General features: G+C 36.8%; 14 protein-coding genes. 12 read left to right on the top strand and 2 right to left on the bottom strand.

The window, feature by feature from the left end; all coding sequences use genetic code 11:
- Positions 1-86: 86 nt before the first annotated feature.
- The 10 genes from Q8S25_RS12480 to Q8S25_RS12435 are packed head-to-tail and all read left to right on the top strand — an operon-like array spanning position 87 to position 13,622.
- Positions 87-1,358, top strand: coding sequence for a glycoside hydrolase family 88 protein (locus Q8S25_RS12480; protein WP_305538241.1), 1,272 nt, complete (start codon positions 87-89; stop codon positions 1,356-1,358).
- 31 nt (positions 1,359-1,389) lie between these two features.
- On the top strand, positions 1,390-4,524 hold the full coding sequence (locus tag Q8S25_RS12475; protein WP_305538239.1) for a TonB-dependent receptor: 3,135 nt from the start codon (positions 1,390-1,392) through the stop codon (positions 4,522-4,524).
- An 18-nt stretch (positions 4,525-4,542) separates the two neighbouring features.
- The gene (locus Q8S25_RS12470; RefSeq protein ID WP_305538237.1) at positions 4,543-6,150 is read left to right on the top strand and encodes a RagB/SusD family nutrient uptake outer membrane protein; all 1,608 of its coding nucleotides are present in this window, start codon (positions 4,543-4,545) and stop codon (positions 6,148-6,150) included.
- 21 nt (positions 6,151-6,171) lie between these two features.
- Positions 6,172-7,734 carry a DUF4955 domain-containing protein gene (locus Q8S25_RS12465; RefSeq protein ID WP_305538235.1) on the top strand — a complete coding sequence of 521 codons (1,563 nt, stop codon included), beginning with the start codon at positions 6,172-6,174 and terminating at the stop codon, positions 7,732-7,734.
- A gap of 40 nt (positions 7,735-7,774) precedes the next feature.
- Positions 7,775-8,539, top strand: coding sequence for a 2-dehydro-3-deoxy-D-gluconate 5-dehydrogenase KduD (gene kduD / locus Q8S25_RS12460; protein WP_305538233.1), 765 nt, complete (start codon positions 7,775-7,777; stop codon positions 8,537-8,539).
- Between the two features lie 23 nt (positions 8,540-8,562).
- Complete coding sequence (gene kduI, locus Q8S25_RS12455; RefSeq protein WP_305538231.1) at positions 8,563-9,393, top strand: 5-dehydro-4-deoxy-D-glucuronate isomerase; 831 nt, start codon at positions 8,563-8,565, stop codon at positions 9,391-9,393.
- Between the two features lie 45 nt (positions 9,394-9,438).
- Positions 9,439-10,605 carry a DUF4861 family protein gene (locus Q8S25_RS12450; protein ID WP_305538229.1) on the top strand — a complete coding sequence of 389 codons (1,167 nt, stop codon included), beginning with the start codon at positions 9,439-9,441 and terminating at the stop codon, positions 10,603-10,605.
- Entirely contained in the window at positions 10,602-11,591 is a 990-nt protein-coding gene (locus Q8S25_RS12445; RefSeq protein WP_305538227.1) for a sugar kinase, read from the top strand. Before Q8S25_RS12450 ends, Q8S25_RS12445 begins: the two co-directional genes overlap by 4 nt.
- Positions 11,588-12,238, top strand: coding sequence for a bifunctional 4-hydroxy-2-oxoglutarate aldolase/2-dehydro-3-deoxy-phosphogluconate aldolase (locus Q8S25_RS12440; protein WP_305538225.1), 651 nt, complete (start codon positions 11,588-11,590; stop codon positions 12,236-12,238). The genes Q8S25_RS12445 and Q8S25_RS12440 overlap by 4 nt, the downstream gene beginning before the upstream one ends.
- 28 nt (positions 12,239-12,266) lie before the next feature.
- Positions 12,267-13,622 carry an MFS transporter gene (locus Q8S25_RS12435; RefSeq protein WP_305538223.1) on the top strand — a complete coding sequence of 452 codons (1,356 nt, stop codon included), beginning with the start codon at positions 12,267-12,269 and terminating at the stop codon, positions 13,620-13,622.
- A gap of 7 nt (positions 13,623-13,629) precedes the next feature.
- Here the strand turns inward: Q8S25_RS12435 and Q8S25_RS12430 are convergent, their stop codons facing one another.
- Together Q8S25_RS12430 and Q8S25_RS12425 are read right to left on the bottom strand one after the other, a co-directional pair.
- The gene (locus tag Q8S25_RS12430) at positions 13,630-14,652 is read right to left on the bottom strand and encodes a PorP/SprF family type IX secretion system membrane protein (RefSeq protein WP_305538221.1); all 1,023 of its coding nucleotides are present in this window, start codon (positions 14,650-14,652) and stop codon (positions 13,630-13,632) included.
- A gap of 11 nt (positions 14,653-14,663) precedes the next feature.
- Positions 14,664-17,693 carry a gliding motility-associated C-terminal domain-containing protein gene (locus tag Q8S25_RS12425; protein WP_305538219.1) on the bottom strand — a complete coding sequence of 1,010 codons (3,030 nt, stop codon included), beginning with the start codon at positions 17,691-17,693 and terminating at the stop codon, positions 14,664-14,666.
- 110 nt (positions 17,694-17,803) lie between these two features.
- Between Q8S25_RS12425 and Q8S25_RS12420 the strand changes: the two genes are divergently transcribed.
- Both Q8S25_RS12420 and Q8S25_RS12415 read left to right on the top strand, forming a co-directional pair.
- Positions 17,804-18,526 (top strand): Sir2 family NAD-dependent protein deacetylase, encoded by a 723-nt coding sequence (locus Q8S25_RS12420; protein ID WP_305538217.1) that lies wholly within the window; start codon positions 17,804-17,806, stop codon positions 18,524-18,526.
- A 62-nt stretch (positions 18,527-18,588) separates the two neighbouring features.
- Complete coding sequence (locus Q8S25_RS12415; protein ID WP_305538214.1) at positions 18,589-20,586, top strand: S9 family peptidase; 1,998 nt, start codon at positions 18,589-18,591, stop codon at positions 20,584-20,586.
- The last annotated feature ends 3 nt before the right edge of the window (positions 20,587-20,589 follow it).

Raw genomic sequence — 20,589 nt, 5'->3', positions numbered from 1 at the left:
CTATTTCAAGATATTTCTACCCCTTTTGTTTTAAAGAGATTGTTAAGATTTGTGTATTGGTCATTTAACGAAAAAAGCTTGCCAATATGCAGTTAAAAAAGACGCTCTACAGAACGATTGTTCTGTTTGTTCTTATCACCTTTTCCTTTGCTTTTGTTTTTATTGAAAATACCGACAACAAAGCGAAGCCTATAAAAGAAGTGATGGAAGTTGCAAAACAGCAGTATAGTCAAATGCTTAAGCACTCCTCTGAACTTAAGAACTATCCTAGAACAACCGATAAAAATGGGAATACTAAATATGTGTCCATTGACGACTGGACTGGAGGATTCTGGCCTGGTAATCTTTGGTATTTATATGAGTATACCCAAGATGCTAATTTTAAAAAAGAGGCTTTAAGGTGGACGGAAAGCTTAGAGAGTAATCAGTTCAACAAAAGCCACCATGACCTAGGCTTCATGATGTATTGTAGTTACGGAAATGCTTATAGAATCACCCAAAACAAAAAATATAAAGACATATTAATTCAATCAGCTAAATCGTTGATTTCAAGGTTTAATCCAACGGTAGGCAGCATCAAATCTTGGGATTATCGTGCTTCATGGGATGGTAAAACTGTTTGGTATTATCCTGTTATTATGGATAACTTAATGAATCTTGAATTACTTTTCTTTGCTACAAAAGAAACTGGAGATCCAATCTACAGAAACGTTGCTATCAAGCATGCAGAAGCAACTTTAAAAAATCACGTTCGAAAAGATTATAGCTCTTATCATGTGGTTAATTATGATTCGGTTACTGGAAAAGTATTGAATAGGCAAACCTGTCAGGGATATGCTGATAATTCAACTTGGGCTCGTGGACAAGCTTGGGGAATTTATGGATTTACAATGATTTACAGAGAAACGCAAGACGTTCGCTTCTTGGAAGCTGCAAAAGGAATGGCTAATTTTTACATCAACCACCCAAATCTTCCATCAGATAAAATTCCTTATTGGGATTTTAATGTTAATCAAAAAGGGTTCACTCCAGACTGGAAATACAATCCTAATTTATTTAGCTATATTCCAAGAGATGTTTCTTCTGCTGCAATTGTTAGCTCTGCTTTGTTTGAGTTAAGTGAACAGTTAGGGATCAACGGAAAAGAGTATAAAGACTTTGCCTTATCTACCATCAATACCCTATCCTCTTCAGCCTATTTGGCAGATACTGGTACCAATGGGTATTTTATTCTTAAACATTCAGTTGGAAGTTTTCCGCACGGTAATGAAATTGATGTACCTCTTGTATATGCAGACTATTATTTTCTTGAAGCGTTATTGCGAAATAATCAACTCACCAAAATTAGTGCCCCATAAATCAACTTTTTTTAATTGCTAAACATTATATATGAAAAATTGCTTGCTTGCTTTAATTCTGCTTTTAATTGCAGATGGACTACTTGCTCAATCAGTGGTTATTAAAGGTGTCGTTACTGGCGCTGATGGAAAGCCCTTAGAAGGCGTTTCTGTAATTGCAAAAGGAACCAAAATAGCTACTGCATCCAACGGAACAGGTAGTTATAGTATTAGTGTACCACAAAAAAGTGTAACATTAGTTTTTTCATCTGTTGGATATAGCAACAGAGAAATTTTGGTTGAAAAATCTACCACGTTGAACATTTCGCTTAAAGAAACCATAACCGAAGATGAAGAAGTTGTTGTGATTGGTTATGCAACGCAAAGAAAGAAAGATGTAACAGGATCAGTTGCTAAAGTTAATGTTCAAGATTTAGACAAAGCACCTGTAAGGTCATTTGATGAAGCTTTAGCTGGAAGAGTAGCGGGTGTTCAAGTAAGTTCTGAAAGTGGTCAACCTGGATCAGGTATTAATATTGTTATTAGGGGAAACAACTCTATCACACAAGATAATTCACCATTGTATGTTGTAGATGGTTTCCCAATAGAAAACCAAGATAACAATATCATTAATCCTAAAGATATTGAATCCATAGAAGTTCTAAAAGATGCATCTGCTACAGCCATTTATGGAGCACGTGGCGCAAATGGTGTAATCATAATAACAACTAAAAAGGGAAAAGAAGGACCTGCTGTAATTAGTTTTGATGCTTCATACGGTGTTCAAAATAATTTGAGAAAAATTCCAATGATGAGTGCTTATGATTTTGTGAAATATCAAATTGAGTATGATCCAACGCCAGTTTCTCCAACTAATTTTCCTTCTCCTACTCAAGTTTATTTAGCTAATGGTAAAACATTGGATGATTACAAATCTGTAAAGGGAACTGATTGGCAAGATCTTGTTTTGAGACAAGCACCCATGGCGAATTATAATTTATCAATAAGGGGGGGGAATGCTCAAACAAAATACTCAATTTCTGGCTCTGTGTTAAATCAGGATGGAATTATGATTGGCTCAGGATATAAACGGTATCAGGGTAGAGTAGTGTTAGACCAAACAGTAAATAGCAAACTTAAAGTTGGTATTAATGCAAACTATAGCAGCCTGCAACAATCAGGTATAAGTCCTAGTCAATCCGTTTTTGCTTTTTCTCATAATATTATGGTTGCGGTTTGGGGAGCTAGACCTGTTACACCCAATGTTGATGATATTGAAAACGTTTTACAAGATCCTAGTATAGACCCTGCCAATGATTACAGGGTTAATCCAGTTATCAACCTGAATAATTTAGTTCGCGAAAACAAAACAAAAAGTTTAGGAGTAAACGCCTATGCGGAATATGCAATTATCCCTTCTCTTAAATTAAGGATGAGTTTAGGCTTTGTTGATAATATGCGTGAAAACGATGTTTTCAATAATTCAAGAACACAATATGGATTTCCAGGAAGTGCAAACGGAGTTAATGGCTCTATTACTTTCAATAAATTTAATTCTTGGTTAAGCGAGAATACACTCACTTGGGATAAAAAATTTAATAAGCATCAGATTAATTTGCTAGGCGGATTTACTGCACAAGGTGCAAAAACTGCAACCTACGGAATATCGGCAGATAAATTACCCAATGAAAACTTAGGCTTAAGCGGTTTGGATGAAGGCAACTTGCTACCAGTGACTGCTACAAGTTCTTTGTGGACCATGGCTTCCGTATTGAGTCGTTTAAACTATAGTTATGATTCAAAATATTTATTAACCGCATCCTTTAGAGCGGATGGTTCTTCTAAATTTTCATCTGCCAATCATTGGAGTTATTTTCCATCGGCTGCAGCGTCTTGGCGTTTCAGTAATGAAAAATTTGCCAACAATCTTAAATTTCTTTCTGATGGTAAATTAAGAGTCAGCTATGGAGTAACTGGAAACAATAGGGTTGGAGATTTCGCCTACCTAACTACCTATGGATTACCAATTGGAAACAGTTATGTTTTCAATAATAGTTATGCAAGTGGAATTGTTCCAACTGTTTTAGGAAATACAGATTTAAAATGGGAAACCACTAAGCAAACTGATATTGGACTAGATCTTGGATTTTTAAATCAGCGAATTTTGTTGACAGTTGATTATTATAAGAAAACGACTTCTAATTTATTGTTATTTGCAAGTTTACCTACATCAACAGGATTTGATAGGGCGTTTAAAAATGTTGGAAGTGTAGAAAATCAAGGATTTGAATTCACTTTAACAACACTAAACATAAAAAATAAGAATTTTAGCTGGAGCTCTAATTTTAATATAACGCTAACAGGTAGTGGAAGCAGGGTTTTAGGACTAGCAGAGAACCAAAACTTTTTATTGAGTTCTATTAATTGGGATAATGGTTGGAGAAATACGCCAGCATATATTGCTCGTGTAGGTCAACCCTTAGGTCAAATGTATGGGTATTTATCAGATGGGGTTTATCAGATTGCTGATTTTGATCAACCAACTCCAGGTAATTATGTTTTGAAAACTACAGTACCAACAAATGGTAACACTCGAGCTAATATTAGGCCCGGAGATATTAAGTATAAGGATCTAAATGGTGATTTAGTAGTAAACGCAAATGATTATACAGTAATTGGTAATGGTGTACCCAAGCATATCGGAGGTTTCTCAAACAATTTTACATACAAAGATTTTGATTTAAATATCTTTTTTCAATGGTCTTATGGAAATGATATATTGAATAATAATCGACTTTTATTTGAAGGTAATGGGGTGAATAGATTAAACTTTAATCAATTTGCCGGGTATGCAAACAGATGGTCTCCTGATAATCAGAATTCTACTATTCATAGAACCAGGGGTTACTTTGGTGGCGGCTATTCGTCTTCATTAGTAGAAGATGGCTCATTTTTAAGACTAAAAACCGTTTCATTGGGCTATAATTTAAATGGCTCAGTTTTAAAACGATTAAAGATCAGAGGTTTTAGGGTTTATGTTTCAGCCCAGAATTTGATTACATGGACAAAATATACTGGTATGGATCCCGAAGTTAGTGCCTATCATTCTGCATTAACACCAGGATTTGATTATTCAACTTACCCTAGAGCAAGAACGATAACTTTTGGTGCAAATATTTCTTTTTAAATTTCCAAAATTGATTGTATGAAAAAAATAACAGTAACAATAATAGCGGTTTCGGCAATAGTTGGTTTATCTGGTTGTAAAAAATTTCTGGAGACAAAACCAACAGACTCTTTAACTCCTGTAGAATATTATAACTCTGAAGCAAAATTAACCAGTGCTTTGGCTGGGGTATATGATGTGATTGGAACAGAGGCAATGTACGGGAACAATTTATGGTTAGAATGGAGTGGTGGTACCGACGATGGATATTATGCTAGATCAGGTCAAACTACTGGGATTATGGTACACAACTTTGATTTTGCTAATGATCGAGTAGCAGCATTATGGGCGAATTGTTATATTGGAATCAATAGAGCCAATCAATTAATTGCCAATATTAATATTCCTCAAATGGATGCTGTTCAAAGAGATGCCATTCTTGGAGAAGCGTTGTTTTTAAGAGGATACTATTATTTTTTATTGGTGTCAAAATTTGGTGATGTTCCTCTTCGTCTCACGCCAACAAGTTCACCCAATAATGCGGATATTGCTCGGACTCCTTCAGCTGATGTTTATAAGCAAATATTAAAAGACATGACTGATGCAGAGGGAAAAGTGAAAACTGCAACTACAATAGGATACGCGAGCAGGGTATCTAAAACTGTTGTACAGGGAATATTAGCAAGGGTTTGTTTGTATATGGCTGGTAACCCAGTAAACGATAAAACAAAATATGCTGAAGCTTTGTCTTGGGCTAAAAAAGTGCAGTCTTCAGGTGAACATGCGTTGAGAACAACTTTTAATGCTGCACTTACCAATAGTGCATATAGTCAGGTATTCATTAATCATTCACAAGATATTTATGATGTGAAAGAAAGTATGTGGGAGGCTGATTTCAAAGGAACCAGGGCTGACGGATATCTTGAAACAGGTAGAGTAGGAAATACAATGGGAATTACCATGACTGCTGTAAGATTTGAGGCAGACTCTGGTTATTGTTATGGTTTTATAAAAGGTACGGGAAGACTTTTCAAGTTGTATGCAAATGCAGATTTAAGGAGATCTTGGACACTCACTACTTATACTTATAATAACACAACTGGAGCAAGAGTACCTATTGCCCCTACCGTTAATATTTATGGTAGAGATGCAGCTAAATGGAGAAGATCATATGAATTGCTCTATCCTAAAAACAAAAATCATGGCCCTACTAATTTTCCTATTTTAAGGTATGCCGATGTATTGCTAATGTTAGCTGAAGCAGAGAATCAAGTTAATGGTCCTACCGCAACTGCTTATGATGCTATTAATCAAGTTAGAAGACGTGGGTATGGATTACCTATTGGAACGCCAAGTGTTTTAGCAGACCTAGCTCCAGGATTATCTAAAGATGCATTTCAACTAGCCATTGAAGATGAAAGGTCAAGGGAATTATGTTTTGAAGGTTTAAGAAAAGACGACTTAGTGCGTTGGGGAAAATTGGTAACTGCTATGAAGGCAGTGGCTGCTGATCAAAGGGCTAATGGGGGTGGATTTGCCTATGGCGCTTTGAGTGGTGAAAATGTTGGAGATAAACATAAGCTTTATCCAATACCAGCAGCTGAGATAACCGTTAATAAGTTGATGAATCAAAATCCAGGATGGTAATTTGAAATCAAAACTATTCAAATGCAGATGTATAAATCCAATATTCTTTTTGTAACACTTCAGTTGTTTTTCATCTTATCTATCTCAGCTCAAAAAAGAGCTGAGATACTAGATGAATATGCGAAAAATCCATCAACTTCTATACTCCCCAATTTTTCATACGTAGGATATCATCATGGAGAAAAAGCAATACCAGATGTAAAAGCCAAGGTTTTTGATATTACCCAATTTGGTGCAATTCCAAACGATGCAATTTCAGACAAAATAGCGATTGAAAAAACCATCGCAGAAGCCACTAAAAATGGAGGAGGGATTGTCTATTTTCCTAAAGGTCGTTTTTTAATCAATGAAGATGGAGATGATCATAAGCCAATAAAAATCAACTGCAGTAATATCGTTTTCAGAGGAAGTGGCTCAGGCAACAATGGTACTGAATTATTTATGAAGAATAAACTAGAACCAGTAGATCCTAATAAAATGTGGACGACTCCTTCTATGATTCAGTTTAATGCAGCCTCCAAAAATGTCAATATTGGACAAGTTGTTTCGGCTACAGATAAGGGTAGTTTTAATATTACTTTGAATAGTGTAAAAGGAATAAAAGCGGGTGAATGGATTTTATTAGAAATGAAAAGTACCGATCCCAATTTATTAAAGTATGAGATTGGTGACTTAAAAACAGATGATACATGGACCTATATACTGAATGAAGGAGTGCATGTAAAACTGGTGCATCAGGTTAAATCGGTTTCCAATAACACGATTACGTTGGTATCACCTATTATTTATCCAATTGATCCAAAACATCAATGGGAAATATATAAATATTCAAATAATACCGAAGTAGGTATAGAAGCAATTGCGTTTGTAGGCAATTGGAAAGATAAATTTATTCATCATGGTTCTGCTACCGATGATAGTGGCTGGTCTTTAATTCAGTTTTCTAAAACAACCAATTCTTGGATTAGGAATGCCCGATTTACCGACGTAAATGTGGCTGTTCAAATTGGTGGAGGAGCCAATGTAAGTGTATTGAATTGTGTAATAGATGGTACTCCTGGTCATGAAGCAATTTTTAATTTGGGAGGCACCAACGTACTGATGGCAAACCTAGTTGATAAAGCAGGAATGTGGCATTCTTACGGGGTGAATGGATTTTCTACCAATACAGTATTATACAAAGTAACTTATCCACCTACAACTTGTTTTGAATCTCATTCTTCACAACCAAGAAATACTTTGCTTGATAATGTAACTGGTGGTTTACTAAGTGGAAGAGCTGGTGGAGCATTATTCAATATGCCGAATCATTTATCTGGATTGGTTTTCTGGAATTATAAACAAACCAATGAAGCCTATACCAATTTTGATTTTTGGCCAACCGTAAAAGAGAATCAGTGGTGGAGAATGCCTTATCCTATTTTAGTAGGGTATCATGGTGCTAATACAAGTTTTGTTGAGAAGCATCTTAAATATGCGGAGTCAATGGGTCAGCCTGTTAGTCCTGCTTCATTGTATGAAGCCCAATTGTTATTGCGTTTGGGAAAGCTTCCTGAATGGCTTAACATATTAAAATCAAATTAGTCTATTACCCTTATTTAATCAGTGCTTCAATTGTAGTTATATGAACACATTAGCGTCTTTTAGTTTACACGGTAAAACAGCCTTAGTTACTGGCTGCGATACAGGCCTTGGTCAAGGCATGGCATTGGCATTGGCAGAAGCGGGTGCAGATATTGTAGGTGCATCTATTGTGGATGATTGCACTGCAACCCAGTCTGTAATTGAAGCAACGGGAAGAAGTTTTACTTATCACAAAGTGGATATCTCCGATAGAGAGCAACTTTATGCATTCATTAATAATGTAAAATCAACTAATAAGCAGATTGATATATTGGTAAATAATGCAGGGATTATTATGCGTAAACCCGCTGCAGAACATCCAGATGAATATTGGGATAAAGTGATCTCTATTAATTTGGATGCACAGTTTATTATTGCGCGAGAGTTTGGAAAACATATGATTGAAAATGGAGGCGGTAAAATTATTTTCACTTGCTCTTTACTCAGCTTTCAAGGAGGTATTAATGTGCCGGGATATACTGCCAGCAAATCTGCTGTGGCAGGCCTTGTAAGAGCATTTGGTAACGAGTGGGGAAGCAAAGGCATTTGTGTGAATGGAATTGCACCTGGATATATTGCAACCAATAATACACAAGCTTTAAGGGAGGATCCAGAGAGAAGTAAATCAATATTAGATAGAATACCTGCTGGTCGATGGGGAGTGCCAGCTGATTTTAAAGGGCCTGTTGTATTTCTTGCTTCAGCTGCTTCTAATTATGTAAACGGAACAGTATTATTTGTCGATGGTGGATGGATGGCTCGATAAAACTGATCTAAAATAAATGTAAAATGGAAACCCGATTTGCCAATAGCCCAAATGAAGTAAAACAGTTTGGAACAGAAGAACTAAGAGCCCAATTTCTTGTACAAAACTTATTTGAAAATGATTGTATCAAATTAGTTTATTCTCATTTTGATAGAATCATTATTGGTGGCGTTAAGCCAGTTGATACAACAATTGTTTTGTCTAATGAAGAAGAATTAAAAGCCGATTATTTTTTGCAAAGAAGAGAAATGGGCATTATTAATATTGGAGGTGCAGGTATTGTACATGCTGATGGGGAGAACTTTACGCTTAACAAACTGGACTGTATTTACCTTGGAAAGGAAACAAAAGAGGTGAACTTTAAAAGTTTAGATTCAAAGGATCCAGCTCTTTTTTATCTATTATCAACACCAGCTCATCATAAATATCCTTCAACAATCATGTTGAAAGAGAAATCAGCTCCATTGCAATTGGGGGATCAATCTACTTCTAATAAAAGAACCATTTATAAATACATTCATTTAGATGGAATCAAAAGTTGTCAGTTAGTGATGGGCTTAACTGTACTGGAAAATGGCAGTGTCTGGAACTCGGTGCCGCCTCATACACATACAAGACGAATGGAGGTTTATTGTTATTTTGACTTGTCTGTTGAGCACCGAGTTTTTCATTTTATGGGAGAACCACAAGAAACCAGGCATATTGTTATGGCAAACCATGAGGCAGTTATTTCTCCTCCTTGGTCTATGCACTATGGTTGTGGTACATCAAATTATGGATTTATCTGGGGGATGGCGGGTGAGAACATGGAGTTCACCGATATGGACCCACATCCCATCCCTACCTTAAAATAAAATACTGTTTCGTTATCAGTTATTTTTTGAACTCAATTCTTCTTTATGCTACATAAAATTTTTACAGCTGTTATAGGCTTGGTCATATGTTTTCAACAGACAGATTTGTTTGCTCAAGACAAAAAAGAATTTACCATTCGTGTAACACATAATGCTAAAAAGGCGCAACGAAAAAAAATTGTTTCAATTGAATGGCAGCAAATCCTAAAAAACTATCCCTCAATTGACACCACTAATTTTAAGATAATTGATTGGTCTTCTAAAAAAGAAGTAATGTATCAGTTAGCATACTTCGGAAATAAAGTTCCTCAGCAGTTGTTATTAGAGGTTGATTTAATTCCAGGACAAATAGGACAATATAATATTATTGCTGCACCACATACCCCATTTGTATCAAAAACATATGCTCGATATGTTCCTGAGCGCAAAGATGATTTTGCATGGGAGAACGATAAAATTGCTTTCCGTGTATATGGGAAAGCGTTGGAAGGCACCAATGAAAATGCCAACGGAATTGATGTATGGGTAAAGCGTACCGATCAATTAGTGATTAACAAAAGATATGGACTAAAGGATTACCATACGGATAATGGCGATGGACTAGACTATTACCATGTGGGTCTTACATTAGGTGCAGGAAATATTGCGCCATTTATAAACGATTCAATTTATTTTCCTAAAAATTATCAAAACTGGGAAGTACTAGATAATGGTCCACTTCGCACTACTTTTAAATTAACTTATGCGCCTTGGAATGTTGCAGGTGATCTGGTAAGCATGACGAAAACGATATCGATTGATGCTGGTTCCCAGTTGAGCAAAATAGCCATTCATTTATCAACTATATCGCGTGATTCATTACCGGTAGTTGTTGGAATTATCAAAAGACCCGGAGAAACAAATCATTATTTTAATCAAGCTAATGGAATTATGGCTTATTGGGAGCCTACTGATCCTAAGTTTGGAACAACTGGGGTGGGATGTATTTTCCCCAACACAGTAAAAGCAATGCTCAATACCAAAGAACATTTTCTTACAAAATTTACCATTAAAACAAATAGCAATTTTAGTTATTACACCGGGGCAGCTTGGGATAGGGCAAATGAAATTACTAATGCAAAAGATTGGTATGCATATTTAAATGATTATAAAAACAAGCTCAATACAAAAGTGAATGTGGTTATTGATCATCTAAATAAAACCAATAAATGATTTGCTCATTTGGTGAATTATTGCTGCGATTTTCTCCACCTTTAAATAGAAAGTGGATACTTGATGCAATGATCCCTACCTATATAGGTGGAGCAGAACTGAATGTTGCTGCAGCACTCGCGTGTTGGGGATTGCCAGTGAGGTATTGTACTCGATTACCCAATCATACATTGACACAAGAAATTATTGGTGAACTTCAGGATCAACAAATAAGCCTTGCCATTGAATTGGGCGGTGAGCGAATTGGTACTTATTATTTACCACAAGGTGCCGATTTAAAGCAAAGTGGGGTCATTTACGATCGTGCCCATTCCGCATTTTCTGAACTACAAGTGGGAATGATTGATTGGAAAAAATTATTCACTGATTGCACTCATTTTCATTTTAGTGCCATTAATCCCTCATTAAATCAACAGGTAGCAGATGTATGTATTGAAGCGATTGGCGAAGCTAAATTGAAATCCATACCGGTTTCTATAGATCTCAACTATAGAGCTAAACTTTGGCAATATGGTAAAGAACCTCAAGAAGTGATGCATCCTTTGATTGAGCAAGCAGATATTGTAATGGGTAATATTTGGGCTGCAGAACAGCTATTAAAAATTCCATCTACAATCAAAAATAGTCAAGGCAAAAGCAAAGATGAATTAATTCAAGCAGCATTGCAGAGTATGCAATTATTGCTGCAGAAGTACCAACAAGTAAAAACGATTGCTTATACTTTTCGATTGGATCAAATTTATTTTGCGGTATTGCATCGTCAGGGTCAAACTGTTGTGTCTCGAGAATTTTTACTACATCAGGTAGTGGATAAAGTTGGAAGTGGCGATTGCTTTATGGCAGGCCTATTGTTCGGAATTCAGCAACTGCAATCACCCCAGCAAATAATCGATTTTGCAGCTTCAGCAGCAGTGGGTAAAATGGGTGAAATAGGCGATCAAACAAAACAAACCGTCAACCATATTTTAAATAGGATAGGTGTATGAACAATCAGTCAACAAGCATACAGACAATATTAAAACAGCAGAAAATACTTCCGCTTTTTTACCATCCTGATCCCTCAGTAACTGTTTTATTAACGCAGGCATTGTATAATACTGGCATTAGAATGGTTGAGTTTACAAATAGGGGAATAGCTGCAAAAGATTGTTTTAAAGCGCTGGTAGAAGCACGAAATCTTTTGATGCCTGAACTCATTTTAGCTGTTGGAACAATCGCTAAAGCCGATGATGCAATTGATTTTATTGCAGCAGGTGCAGATGTATTGATTAGCCCTTTTTTTGATGAAGGGGTAGCCAGCGTAGCAAAGGAAAAAGCTGTTTGTTGGATACCTGGCTGTATGACACCAAAAGAAATACATATTGCTGTTAATGAGGGTTGTACTATAGTGAAATTATTTCCAGGTAATGTGTTAAAGCCTGAATTTGTTATTGCAGTAAAACCAATATTTAGTAATACCGATTTTATCATAACAGGAGGCGTAGAGCCAGAAGCCAGCAATGTGAAAACTTGGCTAGATGCAGGTGCATTAGCAACAGGGTTGGGCAGCAAGTTGATTACAACCAAAATTTTGGAAGAGAGATTATTTGAAGAGCTACAGCTACAAACAACCAAGCTCATGGAAGCATTATAATAATATTAATCATCATAAATAAAATAGTATGCAACGTATTGGAAAATATCGGTGGACTATTTGTGCGCTACTTTTTTTTGCTACTACTGTCAATTATTTAGATAGGCAGGTACTGAGTTTATTAAAGCCCACATTAGAAGATCAATTTGGATGGAGCAACACCGACTATGCCAATATAGCTTCTGTTTTCCAATTCACTTATGCGATTTCCATGTTATTTGCTGGACGGTTTATTGATTGGTTAGGTACTAAATGGGGTTTTGGTTGGGCGATAATTATTTGGTCTATTGGAGCCATGCTTCATGCAGCAGCAATACCAATTGGAGAGAGTGTTGGAGCTCTACTAAGTTGGGCTGGTTTTGGTGTTTTTTCTGTGAGTGTTTTAGGATTCATGTTTTCAAGAGCTGTATTAGGTTTTGGTGAGTCAGGAAATTTTCCGGCTGCTATAAAAGCAACAGCTGAATATTTTCCTAAAAAAGAGCGTGCTTTAGCAACGGGTATTTTTAACTCTGGAGCAAATGTTGGCGCAATACTTGCGCCCCTTACTGTGCCATGGATGGCAATAAATTGGGGTTGGGAAGCAGCTTTTATTGTGGTGGGTATATTGGGATTTATTTGGTTATTTATTTGGCTGTTTTATTATGAAAGACCTCATCAGCAAAAAAGACTTTCGAAGACTGAACTTGCCTATATCCTAAGCGATAAAGAGCAAGATGCCGTAGCAGAAAACAAGAATGAAAAAATACGTTGGATTCAGCTCTTAGCATACAAGCAAACCTGGGCATTTGCAGTTGGTAAGTTTTTTACTGATGGAGTATGGTGGTTTTTTCTTTTCTGGTTGCCTGCTTATTTAAAAGATCAGTACGGAATGACTGGTACAGATATCATGTTCCCTTTGGCAGTGCTGTATAGCATGACGATGATTGGAAGCATTGGGGGTGGATGGTTCCCTATGTATTTTATGAAAAAGGGCTATGAGCCTTACGATGGTAGGATGCGCGCGATGTTGTTAATTGCTATTATACCATTAGTTGTTTTAGCAGCACAGCCATTGGGAGGAATTAGTTTTTGGTTACCTGTTTTACTAATTGGTTTAGGGGCTTCAGCACATCAAGCTTGGAGTGCTAATTTGTTTACTACAGTGAGTGATATGTTTCCCAAGAAAGCGGTAGCTTCTGTAGTAGGTATTGGTGGTATGGCTGGGGGTATTGGTGGTGTTTTGGTTACAAAAGTAGGTGGCGCTCTTTTTGATAAATATAAAGCCATAGGGCATATTGAAACAGGTTATACCATTATGTTTGTTTTTTGTGGGGTTGCCTATTTGATTGCCTGGACTATTATGAAAACACTAGTGCCAAAGTATAAAGTTATAAACGACTTGTAACGGTTTCCTAAAACACCCCACACTTATACTTCAGTAAACTCTTGTCTTTGTTTAAGGTATAGTACAATGAAACTTCGTTAGAGTAACGCAATTGTCCTGCGGTAATGCGGTTGCTAAAACTCATATCGTTGGTATATCCCAGTCTCCAGTAATTCCATTCAATACCAATATAAGGGATGATACTTTGGTCTGTTCTATACCAAGCACCCAAGTATAATTCAACATAAGAGCGCAAAGCATCTTTAATATAATGACTGTAAGCGCCTCCAATTAACAACTGGTTAAAAGACTTTTGCTGTTGAAAATAAAAACTTGCATGAAAGGTACCCGCATAACCAACAGGAATCATCATACCTCCATGAATCGTTTTGCGTAAAGGCGCAATACTAGTGTTGCTACCAAATTCTTTTTGAGATTGAAGTAAATTAAAAAGAGAAGCTCCAATATAATAATGATGTTCACTGGTGGGCGCATATTGGAATACTATTCCAGTATTGATATCTATAGCCGATTTACTCAAGTTGTTGTTTAAAAGAATGTCTCCGCTTGGTAGCGTAAAACCGCCAGGCGTAAGCTGGTCTTCAAATTGTGCATTGGCAGAATTAAATCTACGATTGCTATAATTGCTTTGGAAACCTAACGTGATAGACCTTTTTTGTTCATCATCTAATCCCTTCATATACGACAATGAAATACCTAAATTATTTTGCGTAATAATTTTATTTCCAGTTTGATCAGATAGAAAAAGAATACCCATACTTAGCCGATCAATTGATTTTATTTTATTCGACATTAAATTAAAATCTACCGAAACGGTTTTAGTGTTATATGCATTGTTGTAGTCCGCATTTTGAGAACGAATATTACTTACCGCTCTCATGGTACCATTAAAGTTTCCCGTTAATGCTGGGTTCACCGTTAACGGTGAAGAAAAAAATTGAGAAAAACTAGGGTCTTGTGCATCCGCCATATTACTCAATGATGCCACTAACCCAATGGCCATCCATGCTCTAATTAAAAAGATTTTCATTGGCTGTTGCATCATCTGAGTAGCGTAATATTTCCTTTATAAGTTTCTGTTGTACCATCTGATAGCAACACCATTAATTGATAAATATAGGTTCCAGCTTCTGCTGGTTTTCCGTTATAGGTTCCATCCCATCCATCTTTATAACTATTGGGTAAAGTTCCTGACTTATTAAAAACAGTTGCCCCCCATCTATTCATTATTCTAAACAGTTTTACTTGTGTTACTTCTTTTCCTGCTATCACATAAAAATAATCGTTCTTGCCATCTCCATTGGGTGAGAACACATTGGGCAACGATAAGTGAGAAGTAAAATAAGCATTCACAGGAATGGAAGCCGTATCTATACATCCATATTGGCTACTCGCAATTGCTGAAATAATGGTGGAAGAATTTGTTTTAAGTATGGGCGTTAAACAATCGGTGCAATTGAATGCAAAGCTTGGGGTCCAAAGAATATTGGTAACAGGTTCTCCCAATTGTAAAATAGACAAAGGATATGGATCTCCTCTAGGAATAGCCAATTGAGTTATTGGTAAGCCAATAGCAAATACTTTATAAGGTGCAGATATATTATTATTATTGGTTTGCTCCTCGTAAATAGCCAAGTCTGGATTCATGTAAACATAAATATTGTTTGCCCCTTTTCTAGCAAATGAATGACTGATTGTAGCGCAGCCATTGCTAAAAGCAGTAGACGCTGGAATAATCACTTCGTACAATAGCCTAGCGCTTGGCTCAGTTTTTAGTGTATCAAAATATTGAACCTTAATTGATTTTGTTAATTGTTCATATCCGTTGAGTAAACAAAGCTTTGTGCTGGTAAAAACACTGTCATTGTTTTTATAACAAAATATGGCTTGATCACTCACTATTAAGTCGTTCGGAAAAATATTTATAGTAGCTGTAGCCGAATCTTCGCATCCATACTGCGTAACAGTTTTTACTTTCAAATAAGTGGTATCCAATATTTTCATAGACGGCGTTAAACAATTGGTACAACTAAAACTTCCTGTATTACTGGTCCAAAGTATTGAGCTTAGTGGATCAGGCGCATGATTTAGTCTAAAACTTTGTGTACTATTTACCAATACAGTAGTATCTTTTGGAGTAATGCTTCGGGTTGGCTGAAACAAAAATCTTCGTGTGCGGTTATTGGTTTTACTAATTTCCTGAATGGCATTTTCTTCATCTAATATTAAGTAAATAGAGTCTTGTCTGTTTCTATCTACTTTTACATAATGTACATAAGTGGCCGAACAATTACCCGAGATATCGGCTGGCAGTTTAAAAAGCGAGTCCAAGGCTTTTCTGCCAGGCAATAAAGTGTCTTTATCATAAAACCGAACGGTAGTGCCTGCGGGTATGGTATCTACACCAATATTTCTAACGCCAAAAAACAATCTGATTGAATCGTTATTGTAGCAGTTAACCGAATACAAATCAAGCACCGCATCACTGGTTGCTTCTGTAACATTTAAACTAAATATTTGTGAATTGGCAATACAGCTTCCTTTGGTTGCCCTTAATGAAATACTATAATTAGCAGATGATGGAAAAGAATATTTTAAATCAACCGCTGTACTTACCAATTGTTGAATACCCGTTGTATTGTTTCTGATATACCATTCAAAACTATCTGCGTTTTCTGAATAGTTTTTAAAAGTGACTGTGTCTTCGTAAATAGCGTTCTTAGATGCAACAATTCTTTTATCAGGCGAAAACCGAGCAACAGTTCCGCAGCTTACTATTATTTGTGTATAGTAGCTACTCGTACAAGTGCCCGAACTAGTGAAAGCCTTCAGTTTAACTGCATACGTACCGGCCGTAGAAAAAAGATAGGTAAGGTTGATGGTAGTTGCCGCTAAAGACTCGGCACCTGTTGCGGTGTTCTTAATCCACCATTCATAATTACTTGCACCAATAGAACGGTTAGTAAATTCTACTGAAGTACCTATCAAAGGAAAAGGATTGTTTGTTACTTCATACAATGCATTAATATTATCGGCACATACAGGTGTTGCGCCGTCACTCACCAACAAACTCCCACCATTAAATACGGCTAAGAATGCTCGCATACGCTCTCCTTGTCCGGGTGTAAAAACAGTTGGACAACTGGTACCATAATCCATAAAGTTGGAAATATTGTCGCGCATGTCTACTGTAAAGGGACCTGAAAGGGTATCTGTTCCACAAGAATTTTCTGGATTGTTACAGTCGGATCCTTGTGTGCTTCTGTCTGGAGGGGTATCACATACCCGATCACCGTCTGTGGTGCAGTCATTGTTTACACAATTGGTTCCTTGAAATGTATGCAACAAAGACAAGTAGTGCCCCAATTCGTGAGCAATAATAGAAGTCACTAAACCTGCTACTACCATTCCACCACCAGCAGATGCATAACCACCATAAGCCATTCGGGTCCATTGGCCACATTCAAAAACACTGGGTTGAATTTCACCATTGATTTTTTTTACCACCCAAATATTGGCATACTTAGCAGGGTCCCATTTAATCTGGTTTTTTAATGCAGCGTCTTCAAGGTCAACATCAACTGTATCATAAAATGATTTAATTCTATTAATGCCATTTGACTTTTCACCAGTAGGCGTTCTTTGAGCTAACTTAAATTGTATACGAGTGTCGGCTCCTAAAGTATCAACTCCATAAGCGCCTTGGTGTGCAAAAGCTTTATTTAAATCATCTACAGCTGCTTGCACCATTGCATCTGTTATAGAGAAAGGATTTTCATCTATGATATGAAATACAACGGGAATATAAACAGTAGCGGGTAAAGGAGACGTGCTGGTACTTTTAATTCCAGTTGACTTATTTTGAAGTTCGCCTTTTGAAAAAATGCTTGCCCTTGATTTTAAAATTTGCGCACGAATGGCAAAATTCATTTTTTGTTCTTCGGCCCTAAAAAAGTTTGCTTTAGCACTGTCTGCTCTTCCGAGATCATAACCACAGTATACCTGTGCTTGTATAGTAAAGCTGATTAACCATGCAACAAGAACCAGTAATATGTACCAAGATTTTTTCATCAGGATTGATTCTAAGGTAATTGTTTTAAAGATGCTAACGAAACCAAGTATGCAGCCTTGAAAATAATATTGACGACACAATATTCAAACGAACGAATTAAATTTAGTTTATGAAAAATACAGTTGTCATTACAGGGGCTGGCGTTTCTGTAGAATCGGGCATTCAACCTTTTAGAGGAAAGAATGGAATATGGAATGAAAACCCAACGGAAATGGCAACCTATCAAAATTTTAGAACCAACACTGGATCGTTTTTACAATGGTACTATCATCGCTTTGTAAGTTGTAAAGATGCATTGCCCAATAAGGCACATAAAATATTGGCCACGAAGAATATAAAAGTCATCACACAAAATATAGACAACCTTCATATTAAGGCTAAGCATCCATTAGAAAACCTAATTGAAATTCACGGAAACATTAATTATAAGAGAAGAATTCATGCGCAATATCGCGAAGAATTAGCGTTAGCCAACTGGGATACCGTAGACGAAAATAATTTAGAACAGGAATTATTTGAGTTATTTCATATCCACAGCAACGGAAGCATTGATGAAAATAAATCGGAGCGACCGCATATTTTATTGTTTGATGAATATTATACCGAATTATATCAATACGAAGAAGCGCATCAATGGATGGATGAAGCAGATACCATTATTTTTATGGGCACATCCAATTCCGTAGGCTTTACCTATGGGGCATTACAAATGGCCATCAATAATGGTAAAAAAACCATGGTGGTAGATCCCAACCCAGCGCCTTCTTTTAACCATCCTAGTGTAGAAATCATTAGAGAAACTGCCACTGATTTTTGTTCAAGCTTTTTTTAGACCTGCTGTATTTCTTTTTATCTTACAAGAATTATTTGATAGTCCTTTTTAAACCCCAACGCATGAAACAAAAAATGCTATTCTCCTTGCTGGCTCTTTCATTATTGAGTTCGCAAACAATTACAGCACAGAATGCTGGCACAACAACAGCCAAAAGAAAATTACAACCCGCCGACGTGTATCGTTTGCAAACCTTAGGTGATCCGCAAGTATCACCAGAAGGGAATTGGGTTGCTTATACCGTATCATCTGTTGATTCTGCTCAAAACAAACGCAATACCGATATATGGATGGTGAGTTGGGATGGAAAGCAAACGATACAATTGACGAATAGCCCCGATGCGGAATCACAACCAAGATGGAGCCCAGACGGCAAATACCTTTCTTTTGTTTCAGCACGAAATGGTGCAACCAATAGTCAAATTTGGTTAATGAATAGATTGGGTGGGGAGGGCAAACAACTGACCAATCTAAAATCTAACTTGATGGATTATTCCTGGAGTCCAGATGGGAAAAAAATATTGATGACCATCAAAACACCAGCAGACACATCAAAGCCAAAGACCCCCAAGCCCATTGTAATAGATCGTTATAAGTTTAAGCAAGACGTAGTGGGATATATTACGCAGCGTGATCCCATCCACCTATACCTATTTGATGTTGCAAGCAAGAAAATAGATACACTTACTAGTGGGGAGTTTGATCAACGTGGTGCGGTTTTTAGTCCTGATGGAAAACATATTGCTTTTGTGAGCAATACCACAGCAGATCCAGATAGAAATATCAATACCGATATTTTTGTAATGGAAGCAAAGCCCAAAGCAGTAGCTAAGCAATTAACTAAATGGCCAGGTTCAGATGATAGCCCGGTTTGGAGTTTGGATAGTAAAACCATTGCATATTTAAGTTCCGCTTCTGAAACTTACACAGCATACCAAGAACAATACCTAACCATTATTGATGCAGCAGGAACTACTCAGCCCAAACTACTTTCTAAGTCTTTGGATAGACCTGTGAGCAATATCAAATTTTCAAAAGATGGAAATAGTATTGCGGTATTAATTGCAGATGATAGAGAAAGATATATTGGTCAGTTTAATCTTGCAACGGGTGCGCTAACTAAAGTTGCTGGAGGCAAAAGAAGTTATGCCGCTTTACAAGCGCATAGCAATAACAACTGGGTGGCAAGTATGAGCGAACCTCAATTGCCAGCTGAATTATATGCAGTTGAAAATGGTGTTCCAAGAAGATTAACCAAACACCAAGATGAATTTGTTGCTTCGCTAGAACTCGCTTCTGTAGACGGTTACAGCTCTACTAGTTCAGATGGAACCAAAGTATCTAGTGTTATGCTTCGCCCTGCCAATATTCCTGCTACACAAAAATTACCTACTTTATTTTATATACATGGTGGGCCAGTGGCACAGGATGAATACGGTTTTGATTTAACAAGACAAATGCTTTCAGCTGCTGGTTATATGGTAGTAGGTGTAAACTATCGCGGTAGCAGTGGACGTGGTTGGGATTATTCTAAAACCATCAGTGCCGATTGGGGAAACAAAGAAGTAATCGATATTCAAGGTGCCGTAGATTATGCAGTTGAAAAAGGTTGGGCCGATAAAGACAAATTGGGAATTGTTGGTTGGAGTTATGGAGGCATATTAACCGATTATTTAATTGCTTCCGATAATCGTTTTAAAGCAGCTAGTAGTGGTGCGGGTGTAGCAATGGTTTCTTCGTTATATGGCGTTGATCAATATATTAACCAATACGACAACGAGTTGGGTGCTCCTTGGAAAAATATGGATCGTTATTTAAAATTGTCTTATCCATTTTTGAAAGCAGATAAAATAAAAACGCCTACACAGTTTATGGTAGGAGAAAAAGATTTTAATGTACCTGCAGTAGGGAGTGAGCAAATGTATCAAGCACTCCGTTCATTGGGAACCCCTACGGAGCTGATTATTTATCCAGGACAATTTCATGGTATCAGTACCCCTAGTTATGTAAAAGATCGTTTTGAAAGATATATTGGCTGGTTTAATAAATACCTTAAATAATTC

This window comes from Sediminibacterium sp. (assembly GCF_030695065.1).
Lineage (GTDB): Bacteria > Bacteroidota > Bacteroidia > Chitinophagales > Chitinophagaceae > Sediminibacterium.
The sequence above is the reverse complement of the archived record's forward strand: the minus strand, read 5'-3'. Positions and strand labels throughout refer to the sequence as shown.

What these genes read in the sequence shown, in the direction of transcription:
- Q8S25_RS12480 (WP_305538241.1), top strand. Translation starts at nt 87, where the DNA reads ATGCAGTTAAAAAAGACGCTCTACAGAACGATTGTTCTGTTTGTTCTT.
- Q8S25_RS12475 (WP_305538239.1), top strand. Translation starts at nt 1,390, where the DNA reads ATGAAAAATTGCTTGCTTGCTTTAATTCTGCTTTTAATTGCAGATGGA.
- Q8S25_RS12470 (WP_305538237.1), top strand. Translation starts at nt 4,543, where the DNA reads ATGAAAAAAATAACAGTAACAATAATAGCGGTTTCGGCAATAGTTGGT.
- Q8S25_RS12465 (WP_305538235.1), top strand. Translation starts at nt 6,172, where the DNA reads ATGCAGATGTATAAATCCAATATTCTTTTTGTAACACTTCAGTTGTTT.
- kduD (WP_305538233.1), top strand. Translation starts at nt 7,775, where the DNA reads ATGAACACATTAGCGTCTTTTAGTTTACACGGTAAAACAGCCTTAGTT.
- kduI (WP_305538231.1), top strand. Translation starts at nt 8,563, where the DNA reads ATGGAAACCCGATTTGCCAATAGCCCAAATGAAGTAAAACAGTTTGGA.
- Q8S25_RS12450 (WP_305538229.1), top strand. Translation starts at nt 9,439, where the DNA reads ATGCTACATAAAATTTTTACAGCTGTTATAGGCTTGGTCATATGTTTT.
- Q8S25_RS12445 (WP_305538227.1), top strand. Translation starts at nt 10,602, where the DNA reads ATGATTTGCTCATTTGGTGAATTATTGCTGCGATTTTCTCCACCTTTA.
- Q8S25_RS12440 (WP_305538225.1), top strand. Translation starts at nt 11,588, where the DNA reads ATGAACAATCAGTCAACAAGCATACAGACAATATTAAAACAGCAGAAA.
- Q8S25_RS12435 (WP_305538223.1), top strand. Translation starts at nt 12,267, where the DNA reads ATGCAACGTATTGGAAAATATCGGTGGACTATTTGTGCGCTACTTTTT.
- Q8S25_RS12430 (WP_305538221.1), bottom strand. Translation starts at nt 14,652, where the DNA reads ATGAAAATCTTTTTAATTAGAGCATGGATGGCCATTGGGTTAGTGGCA.
- Q8S25_RS12425 (WP_305538219.1), bottom strand. Translation starts at nt 17,693, where the DNA reads ATGAAAAAATCTTGGTACATATTACTGGTTCTTGTTGCATGGTTAATC.
- Q8S25_RS12420 (WP_305538217.1), top strand. Translation starts at nt 17,804, where the DNA reads ATGAAAAATACAGTTGTCATTACAGGGGCTGGCGTTTCTGTAGAATCG.
- Q8S25_RS12415 (WP_305538214.1), top strand. Translation starts at nt 18,589, where the DNA reads ATGAAACAAAAAATGCTATTCTCCTTGCTGGCTCTTTCATTATTGAGT.